This window comes from Aeromonas sp. ZOR0002 (assembly GCF_963866995.1).
In the GTDB taxonomy this organism is placed as follows: Bacteria; Pseudomonadota; Gammaproteobacteria; order Enterobacterales; family Aeromonadaceae; genus Aeromonas; species Aeromonas caviae.
The window spans coordinates 42,818-58,502 of sequence record NZ_CAWMFQ010000175.1 but is presented as its reverse complement, the minus strand read 5'-3'; the positions used below and the strand labels follow the sequence as shown (position 1 = coordinate 58,502).

General features: G+C 63.4%; 12 protein-coding genes and 1 riboswitch. Of the genes, 6 read left to right on the top strand and 6 right to left on the bottom strand.

Translation table 11 applies throughout. The features are described from left to right. The 3 genes from AACR77_RS10480 to AACR77_RS10470 form a co-directional block, all read right to left on the bottom strand. Nucleotides 1-430 (bottom strand): ATP-binding cassette domain-containing protein (locus AACR77_RS10480; RefSeq protein WP_042881290.1); only part of this gene is annotated, 430 nt, incomplete at its 3' end. Nucleotides 431-445: 15 nt separating this feature from the next. Then, nucleotides 446-1,477 carry a FecCD family ABC transporter permease gene (locus tag AACR77_RS10475; protein WP_042881318.1) on the bottom strand — a complete coding sequence of 344 codons (1,032 nt, stop codon included), beginning with the start codon at nt 1,475-1,477 and terminating at the stop codon, nt 446-448. Further along, entirely contained in the window at nt 1,474-2,319 is an 846-nt protein-coding gene (locus AACR77_RS10470; protein ID WP_042881288.1) for a heme/hemin ABC transporter substrate-binding protein, read from the bottom strand. The genes AACR77_RS10475 and AACR77_RS10470 overlap by 4 nt, the downstream gene beginning before the upstream one ends. Before the next feature lie 167 nt (nt 2,320-2,486). On the opposite strand from AACR77_RS10470, the gene hutX reads away from it, so the two are divergent. Beyond that, a complete protein-coding gene (gene hutX / locus AACR77_RS10465; RefSeq protein ID WP_042881286.1) occupies nt 2,487-2,999 on the top strand; it encodes a heme utilization cystosolic carrier protein HutX in 513 nt (170 codons plus the stop codon). Continuing rightward, complete coding sequence (gene hutZ, locus AACR77_RS10460) at nt 2,996-3,553, top strand: heme utilization protein HutZ (protein WP_010673228.1); 558 nt, start codon at nt 2,996-2,998, stop codon at nt 3,551-3,553. The genes hutX and hutZ overlap by 4 nt, the downstream gene beginning before the upstream one ends. 64 nt (nt 3,554-3,617) lie before the next feature. Here hutZ and AACR77_RS10455 read toward each other — a convergent pair whose 3' ends face one another. The 3 genes from AACR77_RS10455 to AACR77_RS10445 are packed head-to-tail and all read right to left on the bottom strand — an operon-like array spanning nt 3,618 to nt 5,599. Continuing rightward, nucleotides 3,618-4,025, bottom strand: a complete 408-nt coding sequence (locus AACR77_RS10455) for a hypothetical protein (protein WP_041211184.1) — start codon at nt 4,023-4,025, stop codon at nt 3,618-3,620. Between the two features lie 39 nt (nt 4,026-4,064). After that, entirely contained in the window at nt 4,065-4,616 is a 552-nt protein-coding gene (locus AACR77_RS10450) for a cysteine hydrolase family protein (RefSeq protein ID WP_039040040.1), read from the bottom strand. Between the two features lie 14 nt (nt 4,617-4,630). Next, the gene (locus tag AACR77_RS10445) at nt 4,631-5,599 is read right to left on the bottom strand and encodes a ChaN family lipoprotein (protein WP_042881284.1); all 969 of its coding nucleotides are present in this window, start codon (nt 5,597-5,599) and stop codon (nt 4,631-4,633) included. A gap of 196 nt (nt 5,600-5,795) precedes the next feature. On the opposite strand from AACR77_RS10445, the gene AACR77_RS10440 reads away from it, so the two are divergent. The 4 genes from AACR77_RS10440 to AACR77_RS10425 all read left to right on the top strand — a co-directional run. Next, nucleotides 5,796-7,889 (top strand): TonB-dependent hemoglobin/transferrin/lactoferrin family receptor, encoded by a 2,094-nt coding sequence (locus AACR77_RS10440; protein ID WP_042881282.1) that lies wholly within the window; start codon nt 5,796-5,798, stop codon nt 7,887-7,889. Between the two features lie 261 nt (nt 7,890-8,150). Then, nucleotides 8,151-9,293 carry a 3-phenylpropionate MFS transporter gene (locus AACR77_RS10435; protein ID WP_042881279.1) on the top strand — a complete coding sequence of 381 codons (1,143 nt, stop codon included), beginning with the start codon at nt 8,151-8,153 and terminating at the stop codon, nt 9,291-9,293. A 63-nt stretch (nt 9,294-9,356) separates the two neighbouring features. Further along, nucleotides 9,357-12,818 (top strand): hybrid sensor histidine kinase/response regulator, encoded by a 3,462-nt coding sequence (locus AACR77_RS10430; protein WP_042881278.1) that lies wholly within the window; start codon nt 9,357-9,359, stop codon nt 12,816-12,818. A gap of 201 nt (nt 12,819-13,019) precedes the next feature. After that, nucleotides 13,020-13,106: riboswitch (cyclic di-GMP riboswitch) on the top strand. Between the two features lie 111 nt (nt 13,107-13,217). Next, nucleotides 13,218-15,685 (top strand): glycosyl hydrolase family 18 protein (locus tag AACR77_RS10425; protein WP_042881276.1); only part of this gene is annotated, 2,468 nt, incomplete at its 3' end.

The window sequence follows — 15,685 nt, the reverse complement described above, 5'->3', positions numbered from 1 at the left end:
CCCCGCCTGAAAGGCCGGGATAGAGGCGGTTCGCCAGATGGTCGACCCCGGCGTGGGTCATGGCGGCGCGGACTATTTCGTCGCGCCGGCTGGCAGGCTCGCTGTGGGGCAGCCGACCCATGGCCACCACCTCTTCGCACAGGAAGGGGAAGCTCAAGGAGGAGCTTTGCGGCAGCACACCGACCCGGTGGGCCAGAGCGTTGCCGGCCCACCCCCTGCGGGTCTGGCCGAACAGGTGGATCTCCCCTTCATGTTCCAGCTCGCCGGTCAGGCACTTGAGCAGTGAGCTTTTGCCCGCCCCGTTGGGGCCGAGCAGGGCGGTCAGGCTGCCAGCATGCAGGTCGAGATCCAGGCTGTCCAGGATAAGTCGGTTGCCGCGACTGAGGCGAAGGCCCCGGCAACTGAGCAGGGGGGAGGGGGATCCGGGCAAAGTGACGATCTCCTGTTACAGGGTTCGGCGGCTCTTGACCAAGAGCCAGATGAAGAAGGGGGCCCCCAGCAGGGCGGTGATGATGCCGACGGGCAGCTCGGCCGGTGCGAGCAGGGTGCGTGCCAGCATGTCGGCCCCCAGCAGCAGGCCAGCCCCCAGCAGGGCAGACAGCGGCAACAGGCGGACATGGTTGGGTCCGGCCAGCAGCCGTACCAGATGGGGAACCACCAGGCCGACAAAGCCGATCATGCCGGCCACCGCCACCGCCACGCCGACACCGGCAGCGGTGAGCAGGATGAGGCGACGCTTCAGCATCTGCACGTTCACCCCCAGATGCCGGGCCTCTCCCTCTCCCAGCAGCAGGGCGTTGAGGGGATTGGCATCGCGCATGAACAACAGCAATAGGGCGGCCAGGGTCAGCAGCGCCAGCGTCACATCGACCGGCTTGCCTGCCGCCAGGGAGCCCATCTGCCACAGGCTCAGGTTGCGCAGCATCTGATCGTCGGCGAGATAGGTGAGCAGTCCGATGACGGCGCCGGAGAGCGCCGTGATGGCCACCCCGGCCAGCAGCATCACGGTGACCGAGGTGCCCCCCTCCCGGGTACCTAGCAGATAGACGAGGGTGGTGGTGAGGGCTCCGCCGAGAAAGGCGAGCAGGGGCAGCAACCCCAGGCCGAGCAGGCTCTGCAGGTGCGAGCCCAACGGGGCGAGCAACACGATGGCCAGGGCCGCGCCGAGTGCCGCCCCACCCGACACCCCTATGATGCCGGGGTCTGCCAGGGGGTTGCGAAACAGTCCCTGCATCACGGCGCCGCAGAGGCCGAGAATGCCCCCCACGGCGATGCAGAGCAGGGTTCGTGGCAGACGGATCTCCTGCACGATCAATAATTTGTGAGCCTCAATCCCGCTCTGTGGTCCGGCAAACAGGGCGCGCAGGCTCTCACCAAGGGAGAGGGACATGGGGCCGGTCGCGAGGGACCCGACCAGCAGCAACGCCAGCGCGCAGCCGGTCAGGGCGAGCAGCCAGGGCAGAGGCAGGCGCATCAGGAACCCTGCTTGATCCACTGGGCGATCTGGTTCGCCTGTTGCAAGGAACGAAGGCTGAGGCCCCCTTGCAGGGCATGTCCGTCGATGGCGTGGATAGCCTTGTTCTTGCCTGCCGGGGTGACTGACAGGGCGGGCACCTGACTCAGGACGGCGTCGGGATCCTGATACTGCTGCCAGTCGCGGCCGCTCACCAGCACCAGATCAGGTTGCAGCTCGATGAGGGATTCGGTGGAGACGGGCTTGTAGTCGTGGAGCCCAGCCACCGGATTGACGCCGCCCGCCAGGGTGATGAGGGCGCTGGCGGTGGTGTTGCCACCGGCGATGCTGGTGGGCTGACCCTTGTGCAACAACAGGAAGGCGACCTTGAGGGGCTTGTTCTGCTTCGCCTGCGCCGCCAGGGTGTCGCTCTGGGCGGCAATCTCCTCCTTGAGCTTGCTCCCTGCCGCCTGGTCACCCAGGAGATGGGCCAGGGTGTCGATACGCTCGTTGAGGTTGGCCAGCGTCGGGGCTGTGGCCATGACCTCGACCTTGACGTTGGCACGGCGCAACTGATCAAGCGTGCTGTTCGGGCCCATCTCGTCGCTGCCGACCACCAGGGTCGGAGAGAGGCTCAGGATCCCTTCGGCGGCGAGGGCGCGGTGATAGCCGACCTTGGGCACGCCTCTGGGCTCCGGACTGCTGACATCGGTGGCGACCAGGCTCTGCTCGCCCCCCAGCGCCAGGATGAGTTCCGTGGTGGCCGGGCCTATGCTGACGATACGCTCCCCCGCCATGACGGATGGGGAAGAGAGGGAAAGGGCACAGCCGAGCAGGCTGAATGCGAGGGCAAAACGACGGCCCATGCGAACCTCCGAAGGGTGAATGAAATAGGGTTGCCGCCGAGAATATCAAGTCGCCCATCAAAATGCACTGAGAATGAAAGCGATTATCAATTGCGTTACTTGGGGCGCTTTATTACAGTATCCGCCGCGACACCGAGCACCATCGCCAGATCATCCAGGGAGAACCGATGAGCATTGCACAACGCATTCACGCGCTGCTGGAGCAAGACCCCAGCGCCCACCCGTCCACCCTCGCCACCGAGCTGGCCGTCAGCGAATGGGAGGTGGTACGCCATCTGCCTGCCGCCCTGATGACGCAAGTGCCGGCCGGGGAGGCCGAAGCCCTGCTGGCGAACCTGGCCAGCTGGGGTCAGGTGACCACCATCGTCGAATCCGATGGCTCCATCTTCGAGGTGAAGGCTCCCTTCCCCAAGGGCAAGAACGCGCGCGGCTACTACAACCTGATGGGGCGGGACGGGGAGCTGCACGGCCACCTCAAGCTCGATAACGTGGCGGGCATCGCCCTGGTCAGCAAGCTCTTCATGGGCAAGGAGGGGCACTCCTTCCAGTTCTTCGGCCACAGTGGCCGCTGCATTTTCAAGATCTACCTGGGCCGGGACGAGCAGCGTCAACTGCTGCCTGAGCAGGTGGAGCGTTTCATGGCCCTGCGCCGTCAGTATCAAGAGGAAGTGAAAGCATGAGTGAACGTCAGGAGCGCCTGCAAAACCGCCTGCAACCGGAGATCCGCGAGTTCCGCGACGGTTGCCGTACCCTGCAGCTCGCCACTGTGGATGGCGAAGGCAACCCCAATGCCAGCTATGCCCCCTTCGTGCTGCAGGAAGATGGATACTATGTGCTCATCTCCGAGATAGCTCGCCACGCCCGCAACCTGCAACAGGTGCCCAAGGTATCGCTGATGCTGATTGAGGACGAAACCGGTGCCCGCGAGCTGTTTGCCCGCAAGCGTCTGACCTTCGATGCGGTCGCCGAGGTGGTGGCCCGCGACGACGCACGCTGGGAGAAGGCCGTTGCGGCGTTGGAAGGGCGCTTCGGCGAGATAGTCAAAGGGCTCTCCAACCTCAAGGACTTCGTGCTGTTTAGGCTCAAGCCCGAGCAGGGACTGTTCGTCAAGGGATTCGGTCAGGCGTTCCGTGTCTCCGGCGACGAACTGGTGGACTTCGTTCACCTGGTGGAAGGGCACAAACGCATCGACAATGGCGCCGAGCTGACCAGCCCGGCGGATGAACCCGTTTGAGGGAACAATTAGCGAGATGAGAAACGGGCAGCCTGGGCTGCCCGTTTTGTTGTTATGTCCCGGGTTACTCCTGCCAGCCTGCCTGGTTGGGGAAGGCATCGCGATCGGCCTGGGTGGCGCTCTCGTTGCATTCCCCGCGGATCTTCCAGGAGGTCTGGCTGAGGACGATATAGCCGCTTCGGCAATACTTGCGCGTGGCCAGCATCTGGGTGAGCTGCTCGTCCTGCAGGGCTTCCCGGCGTTCCAGCAGGCTCTTGTCGCGGCGGCTCAGCCGGTTGTCATCTCCCTCCTGTAACCGGGTGGGCAGGACGTCGAGAGGGGCGGCCTCGAAGGTGAAGCGCTTGCTCCCGTCGTCGCTGATATGGGTGTGGAACAGGGGGGCCGGGCCATCGGGTGCTGCCCCCGGCAAGCCGGAGCAGGCGGTGAGCGCCGGTAACAGCAGCGTGAGGGCAACGGCAGAGAGTAGACGCACACAAGACTCCAATCGGGTGTTCACATCAGGACGGGCAGCTTAACACGCCCGCTCGGGTTGAATGGTGGCCAGCAGCTCATCCGTCGTGAGCAGGGTCACGCTTCTGCCTTGAGGCAGGCTCAGATGCCGCCACATGAAGTGGTGGTGCTGGATGATCTGCTCCGCACTCAGGTGCGGCCTGTCCGCCGTGGTATGGGCGTCGGTCACCGCAAAGGCGTCAAAGCCCCTGGCGGCGGCGCTGCGCAACGTGGTATCGACGCAAAAGTCGGTGGCACAGCCGCAGATGAGCAGTCTGTCTACCGACTGCTCTGCCAGCAGGAAGCCGAGCTCGGTGTCGAGGAAGCTGTCACAGGCAGTCTTGCGCACCCGGCTGTCGTGGGGAGACGGGGCCAGATCGGCGTGCAGTTGCCAGCCCGCACTGCCAGGTTCCAGCTCGGAACCCGGTTCGTCGTGTTGCACATAGATGACCCGTCCGTGTTGGCCCCGCACGCGATCGGCCAGACGATTGATGTTGGCGATGACCTGGGCATCCTGATGGCGGGGGTTATCGAACAACCCCTGTTGCATGTCGATGACGAGTAACACATCCATATGAAATCCTTGGGCTATTTTGAGGGTTGCAACCATTGGCTGCAGTCACGGCTTCGGGATTGATGCAGTGCGCCCATATCTTGCTTCATTTCCTTTGCATTTAGCCAGCGTTCCGGCAGGGGAGCGATGTGGACCCTGACGTCTGCGTCTCTCCCGGGAGCTGTCTCGTCACCGGTTTGCGGCACGATGAGTGCCACCTTGAGTGCCGGATTGCGGCTGGCGATGCGACTGGCGATCCCGAGCCCCCCTTCAACGTGGAAGTTGCCGGCGATATGCATGATGCGCCTGCCGGGATGCTTGCCCAGATAATCCACCATGCTTTCGGCCATGGTGTCGTCCCAGCTGGTCTGGGCGGCGAAGCGACGGGCGTTGCCGTCCGCATCCCCATGGTGCATGGAAGCCATGAACTTCTGGCGGTAGCCGTCATCCCCCAGAGTCAGCTCGCGGGCAAGCTGGCTGCGGCGATTGGCTGGCAGTTTGTCGAGCCAGGCCTGTCCCTCCTGACCGACGCAGCTCACCAGGGGTTTGGGGGCATTGGCGGCGATCACTGGCAGGTGTTGCGCCTTGGCGAACTCCACCAGGGGGCGGTAATCACTCTGGTAGTTGGGCCAGGCATGGCCATCTCGAATGAGGGCCGATTCGCCGATGCGTCCGGCCAGGTAGGCATCCAGCACCGGCTGTTCGGCGCGGCTGAACTGCTCCATGGAGAGCACCAGGGCCCGGCCATCGGCTTGTGATATCTCGTCAAGCCCTGCCAGCAGACGGGCCTGCAACAGATGGATGGCCGGGTGTGTGTGAAGCTCCCCCACCAGCACGATGTCGGCATCCGCCACCCGCGCCACCGCCTGCTCGAAGGTCAACGCCTGCCCCTGGGCCGTATCGAGCCGTGCGTGATAGAGGGTCTCGGGTGGGGTGTTCTGCGGCGTGGTGGCGCAGGCGGCCAGCAGCAGGGGCAGGGCGAGCAGGGGGAGTCGTCGGATCATGGTTACTCACTCAAGAAACAGGGGGATGGGAAAAGGCTGCACCATGGGATGGCGGCATGGCGAGCAAAAAGTGGCGCCAGTGTAAGGGGGAATGATGACAAAGTGAAATGAGAATGATTCACTTTATTATTGATCTTTGTCTCTGGCGGGGTAATATGCCTTCCGCTTGATAATAATTCTCAATAAGGACTTTGCAGTGGCGCACAACAACACCCCCTCTCTGATAGCCCTCGCCGTGGCGGCCGGGCTGATCTCCCCCGCTTTCGCCGCAGACAAGAAAGCCGATGAAGTCATGGTCGTCAGCGGCTCACGGATGGAACAGAAGCTGGAAGATGTTTCCGGTCCCATCGCCGTCATTACCTCGGAGCAGATTGAAGAGCAGGTCGTCAGCAACGTCGCCGATCTGTTCCGCTATGAGCCCGGGGTGAGCGTGCAGGGAGGAGCAGGAGATGCCCAGACCTTCACCATTCGCGGCATGAGCGAAAACCGGGTCAAGGTGGTGCAGGACGGTGTGCGCCAGAACGATGCCTACAAGAATGGCGGCGTGGGTCAGACCTACTTCGACACCGACATGATCAAGCAGGTGGAAGTGGCCAAAGGGCCGGCCTCCGCCGCTTACGGTTCCGATGCTCTGGGAGGCGTCATTGCCATCACCACCAAGGATGCTGGCGACTTCCTCAAGGGCCGCGACAGCTATCTGGATGCGACCACGGGTTATGCCTCCAGCAGCCACCAGAGAATGGCCGGCATCACGGGGGCGCTGCGCACCGGGGAAGTCGAGAACCTGCTGCGCTACACATGGCGCGATGGCGGTGTCACCCAGAATTATGACGGCGACAAGAACGAGTTCGACATCGTCAGCCAGGCCGTGCTGTTCAAGAGCAAGTGGAATCTCTCCGATGATCAGTTCCTGAAACTGACGGTGGATTACTTCACCGAGGGGCAGGATCCGGATGCCATCGATCTGACCAAGGCGGGCTCCGTCTTCAACCAGCCCATTACCGACAAGGAGACCGACAACCTCTCCCTGGTACTGGATCATGGCCTCGCCCTGAACGCTCCCTGGGCGGATCGCGTGGACAGCAAGATCTACTACAGCCGCGCCAAGCAGACCCTGGATCAGTACGCTTCGTCCAAGTATCCGGTCATGCCGGGCAACCCCTATGTGACCAAGAACTCCCTGGATCACAACGGTTTCGAGCAGGAGAGCCTGGGCGCCCAGGTGAAGTTCAACAAGGCGCTCGCCAGCCAGCGTCTGGCCTGGGGCCTGGAATACGAGCACACCGACAACGAGCGCACCCGCTTCAAGGGGCCGACTGTTCCGGGTGACTTCGTCGGCTACAACGAGCTGAGCTTCCCCTCCACCACCAGCGAGCGCAGTGCGCTCTGGGCCTTTGACGAGATCAAGTTCGGCGAGCGTTGGGTGCTGACCCCGGGCGTGCGTTACGACTACTACAAGATGACCCCGGACGAGGATCCCGCCTACACGGGCGAGAACATGAAGAAGATCTCCGAAGGGGAGTTCTCTCCCAAGCTGGGGCTGGTATTCAAGGCGCACGAGGCGGCGAACCTGTTCGCCCAGTACAGCCACGGCTTCAAGGCGCCCATGTATGACAACGCCTTCTCCACCCTGAACCACCAGGCGTATGGCTATCGCATCGAGCCCAACCCGAACCTCAAGCCAGAGAGCAGCGACGGCATCGATCTGGGGGTGCGCGGCAGCCGTGGCGGGTTCAGCTATGAAGTGGCCACCTTCTACAACAAGTTCGACGACTTCATCGAGCTGACGGCCGTGGGCACCGAAGGCCGTACCGCCCTCTATCAGTACCAGAACCTGGACAAGGCGACCACCAAGGGGGCCGAGGCCAAGGCGGACTACTGGTTGAACGAGCTGGTCAACGTCTGGGGCAACCTGGCCTACATCGAGGGCAAGGATGGCGAGGGCAACTACATCAACAGCCTGAGCCCCCTGAACGGCAGCGTCGGGGTGCGTCTGGAGCAGCCGAACTGGAACATCAACACCGCATTGCGCTTTGCCGACGACATGGACAAGGTGGGCAAGGATGCGCGAGGCAACGACAACATCAAGAGCGCAGGCTGGGGCGTGGTGGATCTCTATGCCCAGTTCAAGCCGGTGCAGGACCTGCAGCTCAATGTGGGGGTGTTCAACCTGTTTGACAAGGAGTACGTGAGCTACGAGAGCATCACCGGCCTTGCCGCCACCGCAGATACCAGCAAGCAGACCGAGCCTGGCCGCAACCTCAGTGCACGGGTCAAGTACGTGTTCTGATGGTCGTCGACCAGCATGAAGGAAAAGGGGCCCTCGGGCCCCTTTTGTCATGAAGGTCGGCGTCTGCAAAAAAGAAACCCGCCAGGGGCGGGTGGAAGGATTGCAACACTCATCAGGAAGCGGTGTTACCCAATAGACAGGGGGATGTGACAAAGGTTCAACTTTATTGATATTTATGGTTTTTATCTGTCATGCCGCCTGGGGATCCCCGCCCCGAAATCGGTTATCATTTGTGCCCCTTGTCATGCAGCCCGAGCCTCTATGCCCGCGTTCTCCTGGTTAGCCCTGTTTTTTGGCGCCTTCTACTTCGTTTATGGCGCCTACCTGCCGTTCTGGTCGCTCTGGCTGGAAGGCATCGGGGTGAGTACTGAACAGATAGGGCTGTTGCTGGGGGTGGGCATGGCCATCCGCTTTGCCGGCAACCTGATGGTGATGGGGCGAGTCAAGGGGGCCGGCCAGTTGCTGCCCGTCACCCGGCTGCTCTGTCTGCTGAGTCTGCTGGCCTTCCTCGGTTTCTATCTGGGCCACAGCCTCTGGTGGCTGGTGGTGCTGACCCTGGCGGCCAACTTCATCTACCCGACCCTGATGCCCATGGGAGAGGCGCTTGCCACCCGTATGGTGGTGCAGACCCACCTGGACTACGGCAAGGTGCGGCTGTGCGGCTCCTTTGCTTTTATCGTCGCCTCCACCCTGGTGGGGGCCCTGGTGGGCAACTTTGGCAGCGACTGGGTGCTGCACACCATGGTGGCCGGGTTGCTGATCATGCTGGGGCTCAGCCTGCTGCCGCTGCGACCCGCCCCCCAGGAGCTGCAAGGGGAGCGGGCCAAGGCCTCGCTGCTCGTCACGCTCAGGTCGGCCCCGGTGCGCAGCTTCCTGCTCATCACCGCCCTGCTGCAGGGGAGCCACGCGGCCTACTACGGTTTCAGCGCCATCTACTGGAAGAGCGCCGGCTACAGCGGCACCCTGATCGGGTATCTCTGGGCTCTGGGAGTAGTGGCGGAGATCGCCATGTTCGCCGCGGACAAGCGCTTCCTCCAGCGCTTCGGCGCCCAGACCCTGTTTCTGGTAGGGGCCCTTGGCTGCGTGGTGCGCTGGGTGCTGCTCGGCAGTTCTACCGACCTGGCGGTGCTGGTGCTTGGCCAGCTGCTGCACGGGGTCACCTTCTGCGTCAGTCACCTCGGCGCCATCCGCTTCATGACCCGCCAGTTGCCCGCGGAGCAGCAGATCCCCACCCAGGCGCTCTATGCGGCCCTGGGCCTTGGCATGACGGTGGCGGCCCTGATGGCGATCTGCGGCGTGCTGTTCGAGCCGCTGGGAGGCGGCATCTTCTTTATCATGGTGCTGGTAGTGCTGCCGGTCTTCGTGTTGCGGCTGCGTGAAGAGAGCCCTGAACAGGGCCGATGACACAGGTCTGCCGGTCTCTGGCGCGGCAGGCCTCCGACTTATCTGGACAAGGGAAGTAGAGAGATGCACCAAGGATGGCTGCTGATCGGGTTGTCGCTCGCCTATCTGGGCTTGCTGTTCCTCATCGCCTATGTGGCGGACAAGAACAAGCGCCGTCGCCCCAAGGGGCAGCCTCTGCTCTACAGCCTGTCGCTGGCGGTCTATTGCACCTCCTGGACCTTCTTCGGCACCGTGGGCCAGGCCAGCGAATCCCCCTGGTCGCCGGTGCCCATCTACCTGGGCCCCATGCTGGTGTTTCTGTTTGGCTGGCGCCTGCTGGCCCGCCTCATCCTGGTGGCCAAGCGCGAGCACATCACCTCCATCGCCGATTTCATTGCCGCCCGTTATGGCAAGTCCCAGCGCCTGGCCATGGTGATCAGCCTCATCGCCGTCATGGGGATACTTCCCTATCTGGTGCTACAGCTCAAGGCGATCGTCACCGGGCTCGATCTGCTGATGGCCAACAGCACGGGGGTCAGTCCCACCAGCAACATGGCGGAGCTGGCGCTGGGGGTCACCCTGCTGCTGGCCCTGTTCAGCATTCTGTTCGGCACCCGCAACCTGGATGCCACCGAGCACCACAGGGGCATGGTGGTGGCCATCGCCTTCGAGTCCGTGGTCAAGCTGCTCGCCTTCATGGCGGTGGGGGGCTTTGCGCTCTGGCTCATCATCGCCAGACCGAGCGAGGCGCGTACCCTGGTGGCGGGCGACTTCCTCGATGCGGTGGTGGCGGTGACGCCGGGCAGTCTGCTGGAGCTCGCCATCTACACCCTGATCGCCATGTGCGCCGTCATCTGCCTGCCGCGCCAGTTTCACGTGACCGTGGTGGAGAACAACCAGGGACAGGATCTGCACTGGGCCCGCTGGATCTTCCCCCTCTATCTCTTCCTGATGGGGCTCTTCATCTGGCCGCTGGCGCTGGCAGGCAAGCAGTGGGTCGGGGCAGACATGGCCTCGGACACCTATGTGATAAGCCTCCCCATGTCCCTCGGATTCGACGGCATGGCGATGCTGGCATTTCTCGGCGGCACCTCGGCGGCCACCGGCATGGTGATCGTCTGCACCATCGCCCTGGCCATCATGGTGAGCAACGATCTGGTGTTGCCGGTCCTGCTGCGCCGGGTCTGGCAACAGGGGCGGGACGAACGCCTGATGCGGTTGCTGCTGCAGGTGCGTCGGGGCGCCATCTTGCTGATTTTGCTGGCGGCCTGGGCGCTCTATCTCTGGCTCGGGGATCTCACCAGTCTGTCACGCATCGGTTATCTTTCGTTCGGGGCCGTGGCGCAGTTCGCGCCAGCCCTGCTGCTCGGCCTGTACTGGCGTCATGGCAATCGCAAGGGCGTCTATCTCGGACTCTCCCTCGGGGTCAGCCTCTGGTTCGTGACCCTGCTGGCGGAGAGCGGACTGCTGGCTGGCTCCCCTCTCGAAGCCCTGCTGGCGCCCCCAGACTGGCCGGCGGTGCGGGATCTGAGCCTGGGGGCCTGGTGCCTCTTCCTGAGTCTTCTGCTCAACCTCGCCGGCTATGTGGCGGGCTCCCTGCTGTCACGGGCGGCGGTGAGCGAGCGGCTGCAGGCAGCCAACTTCGTCGGCAAGACGAGCCGGGATACCTCGGCGCTCTATCATGCGCGGGTCTCGGTGAAGGAGCTGGAGATGCTGGCGGCCCGCTTCGTCGGTTCCAGCCGCGTCAAGCGGGCCTTCGGCCGCTTCGCCGGCGAGCGGGGAGGCACCCTGGCGCCACAGATGCAGGCCTCCGCCGAGCTCATCGCCCACACGGAGCGACTGCTGGCCGGGGTATTCGGTACCTCGTCCGCCCGCCTGGTGCTAGCCTCCGCCCTGCAGGGACGCAACATGCAGCTCGAGGAGATCGCCACCATAGTGGACGAGGCCTCCGACATGTTCCGCTTCAACCGCGGCCTGTTGCAGGGGGCAATCGAACACATGGGCCAGGGGATCTCCGTGGTGGACAGGGAGCTCAGGCTGGTGGCCTGGAACCGACGCTACATCGAGCTGTTCTCCTATCCCCCCGGTCTCATTCAGGTGGGCCGTTCCATCGAGGAGATCATCCGCTACAACGCCGGACAGGGGTTGTGCGGCCAGGGAGACATCGAGGCCCAGGTGGCGCGGCGGGTTGCCTTCATGAAGCGTGGTAGCCCCCATGTCTCGGCGCGGGAGCGTCCCGATGGCCGGGTCATCGAGATGCAGGGCAACCCCATGCCAGCGGGGGGCTTTGTCATGACCTTCACCGACATCACCCCGTTCAGGGCGGCGGAGCGGGTGCTGCGGGAAGCGAACGAGCACCTGGAGGCGCGGGTGGCCGAGCGCACCCACGAGCTCTCCGAACTCAACCGCCAACTGCTGCTGGTAAACCAGCAGGTGGAGCGGGCCAACCAGTCCAAGAGCCGATTCCTGGCGGCGGTGAGCCACGACCTGACCCAGCCGCTGAACGCGGCCAAGCTCTTTACCTCCTCCTTGCTGGAGATGCTGCCCCCGGAGGACGAACCGGCCCGTATCGCTCGCCACATCGACGACGCCCTGGGGGCGACCGAGGATCTCATCACGGATCTGCTGGACATCTCGCGCCTCGAGGCGGGCAAGTTCAAGGCGAAGAAGCTCGATTTCGCCCTGAGCGATGTGCTGGACAATCTCAAGGCGGAATTCGGCGTGCTGGCCCAGGCCGGTGGGATCCAGTTCTCCGTGGTGGAGAGCCGCCTTGCGGTCTACAGCGATGTGCGCTTGCTGCGGCGGGTGTTGCAGAACTTCCTCACCAACGCATTTCGCTACAACCCCGGCGGTCGGGTGCTGCTTGGCTGTCGCCGCATGGGGGAGAAGGTGCGCATCGAGGTGTGGGACAACGGCCCCGGCATCCCGGAGGGCAAGCAGGAGGCGATCTTCGACGAGTTTTCCCGCCTCGATCACTCCCGCACCGCCAGGGAGCAGGGGCTTGGCCTCGGGCTCGCCATCGCCCGCGGCATCTCGCTGGTGCTGGGTCATCAGCTCTCCCTGCGCAGCTGGCCCGGAGCGGGGTCCGTCTTTGCCATCACCCTGAACCTCGCGACCCGGCCCGTCATCCCCAGCCAGGTGACGACCCCGGCCCTGCGAGACAGTCAGCTGGAAGGGGTCAGGATCCTCTGCATCGACAACGAGGAGGATATCCTCATCGCCATGGCCTCGCTGCTGGGACGCTGGGGCTGCGAGGTGCGCTGTGCCCAGAGCCTGGAGCAGGCGGAAGAGATCATCGGCGGCGGCTTCCTGCCTGCGCTGGTGCTATCGGATTATCACCTGGATGACGGCAAGACCGGGTTGCAGGCGCTGCACATGATCAGGCTGGCCCACGGCAACGGTATCGGCGGCATCATCATCAGTGCGGATCGCAAGAGCGAGTTGCAGGCACAGATCCGTGAGCACGGCTTTGGCTACGTGAGCAAACCGGTCAAACCTCTCAAGCTGCGCGCCCTGATGAACAGCCTGCTGATGCCGGTTCAGTGACTGGTCTCACAGAATCCAGCATTGGCTGAACATTTTTTTGATGCCATCCAGGCGCCATGATCGGCGATGATGGCGCCTCTTTCGTCGCCATTTACCGAGTTTGGTGATAATTGAGTCTTGTTGGGTGTCACTTTTGGCAGGTGGCGGCCGAGCGACTCTCCTCTATAGTCATTCGGCGATTATTTTTGTCGCAAATCAAGTTGTGCAAAAAGGCAAACCGGATGAAAGTCCGGGACGCAAAGCTTCCGGTCTAAGGGTCTGCGTACCTAGGATAGCGGGGCCACCACAGGTTGTATCGTCCATGGGCCAAGCCATGGTGGCGATGTTGTCTGCGTTACCTGGCAGGTTGCGTTGCCTTTTTCGTTGTTAATTCCAATAACGAAATAAGGAAGTTCAAATATGTTAAGTCCAAAACTTTCCCTGCTGGCGCTTCTGGTCGGGGGGCTTTGCACTACCTCCGCCTTCGCCGCTGCCCCGGGCAAACCCACCATTGGCTCCGGCCCCACCAAGTTTGCCATCGTTGAAGTCAATCAGGCTGCTTCGGCCTACAACCAGCTGGTGACCGTCCACAAGGATGGCGCTCCCGTCAGCGTGACCTGGAACCTCTGGTCCGGTGACGTCGGACAGACCGCCAAGGTACTGCTCGACGGCAAGGAGGTGTGGTCAGGCCCGGCCTCCGCCGCGGGCACCGCCAACTTCAAGGTCACCAAGGGGGGGCGTTACCAGATGCAGGTGGCCCTGTGCAACGCCGATGGCTGCACCCTCTCCGACAAGAAGGAGCTGATGGTCGCCGATACCGACGGCAGCCACCTGGCGCCGCTCAATGCGCCCCTCAAGGAGAACAACAAGCCCTACGCCAACAAGTCCGGAAAGGTGGTGGGGGCCTACTACGTGGAGTGGGGGGTCTATGGTCGCAAGTTCACCGTGGACAAGATCCCGGCCCAGAACCTGACCCATATCCTCTACGGCTTCACCCCCATCTGCGGTGGCAACGGCATCAACGACAGCCTCAAAGAGATCTCAGGCAGCTTCGAGGCGTTGCAGCGCTCCTGTGCGGGCCGCGAAGACTTCAAGGTCTCCATCCATGATCCCTGGGCGGCGATCCAGATGTCTCAGGGCAACCTCAGCGCCTGGGATGAGCCCTACAAGGGCAACTTCGGCAACCTGATGGCCCTCAAACAGGCCCACCCGGACCTCAAAATCCTGCCGTCTGTCGGCGGATGGACCCTCTCCGATCCCTTCTATTTCCTGGGTGACAAGACCAAGCGCGATACCTTCGTCGCCTCGGTCAAAGAGTTCCTGCAGACCTGGAAATTCTTCGACGGCGTGGACATCGACTGGGAGTTCCCGGGCGGACAGGGGGCCAACCCCAGCCTGGGCGGCCCGAATGACGGCGCTACCTATGTGGTGCTGATGAAGGAGTTGCGAGCCATGCTCGATGAACTGGAAGCCGAGACCGGCCGCCAGTATGAGCTGACCTCGGCCATCAGCGCCGGCGGTGACAAGATTGCCAAGGTGGATTATCAGGCGGCCCAGCAGTACATGGACCACATCTTCCTGATGAGCTACGACTTCAGCGGCGCCTTCGACCTGACGAATCTGGCCCACCAGACCAACCTCTTTGCCTCCAGCTGGGATCCGGCCACCAAGTACACTACCGACAAGGGCGTCAAGGCGCTGCTGGGTCAGGGGGTGACACCGGGCAAGATTGTGGTAGGGGCGGCCATGTATGGCCGTGGCTGGACCGGAGTGAAGAACTACCAGGCCGGCAACCCCTTCACCGGCACCGCTACCGGACCGGTGAGCGGTACCTGGGAAAATGGCGTGGTGGATTACCGCGACATCGTCAACAACCGCATGGGCGCAGGCTGGGAGCAGGGCTATGACGAGTCGGCCGAGGCCCCCTATGTCTTCAAGGCCAGCAGTGGCGACCTCATCACCTTCGACAACGACCGCTCGGTCAAGGCCAAGGGGCAGTACGTGCTGGCGAACCAGCTCGGCGGTCTGTTCGCCTGGGAAATTGATGCGGACAACGGCGACATCCTCAACGCCATGCACGAGGGGCTGGGCCACGGCGAGGGAACGCTGCCGCCGGTCAACAAGCCGCCGGTTGCCAATGCCGGCAGCGATCTGAGTGCCACCGGCCCGGCCGAGGTGACCCTCAACGGCAGCGCCTCTCATGATCCGGAAAACGGGGCGCTGGCCTACAGCTGGAAACAGGTCTCCGGACCCCAGGCCAGCCTGCTGGATGCCACCCAGGCCAAGGCCCGTGTGGTACTGGATGCCGTCAGCAGCGACATCAATCTGGTGTTCGAGCTGACCGTGACCGACGATCAGGGGCTCTCGGCCAAGGATCAGGTGGTGGTCACCAACAAGGCGCCGCAGCCGAACCTGCCCCCCGTGGTCAGCGTACCGGCCAGTGCGACCGTCGAGGCCGGCAAGCAGGTGAGCATCAAGGCCACCGCTTCCGACCCCAATGGTGATGCCCTGAGCTATCAGTGGACAGTGCCGGCCGGTCTTAGCGCCACCGGTCTGGACAGCGCGACCCTGGTGGTCACGGGCTCGAACGTGACCAGTGACACGGCCTACGATCTGACCCTGGTGGTCACCGACGGGGCGCTGGATGCCACAGCCGTTACCCGCCTGACCGTCAAGCCGGCCAGTACAGGTGGTGGCTGCGAGGCCAGCGATCCGGATGCGGCCAACCACCCGGCCTGGAGTGCTGGTACCGTCTACAACACCAATGACAAGGTGAGCCACAAGCAACTGGTGTGGCAGGCCAAGTATTGGACCCAGGGCAACGACCCGAGCCGCACCGCTGATCAGTGGAAACTGGTGAGCCATGTGCAACTGGGTTGGGATGCCGG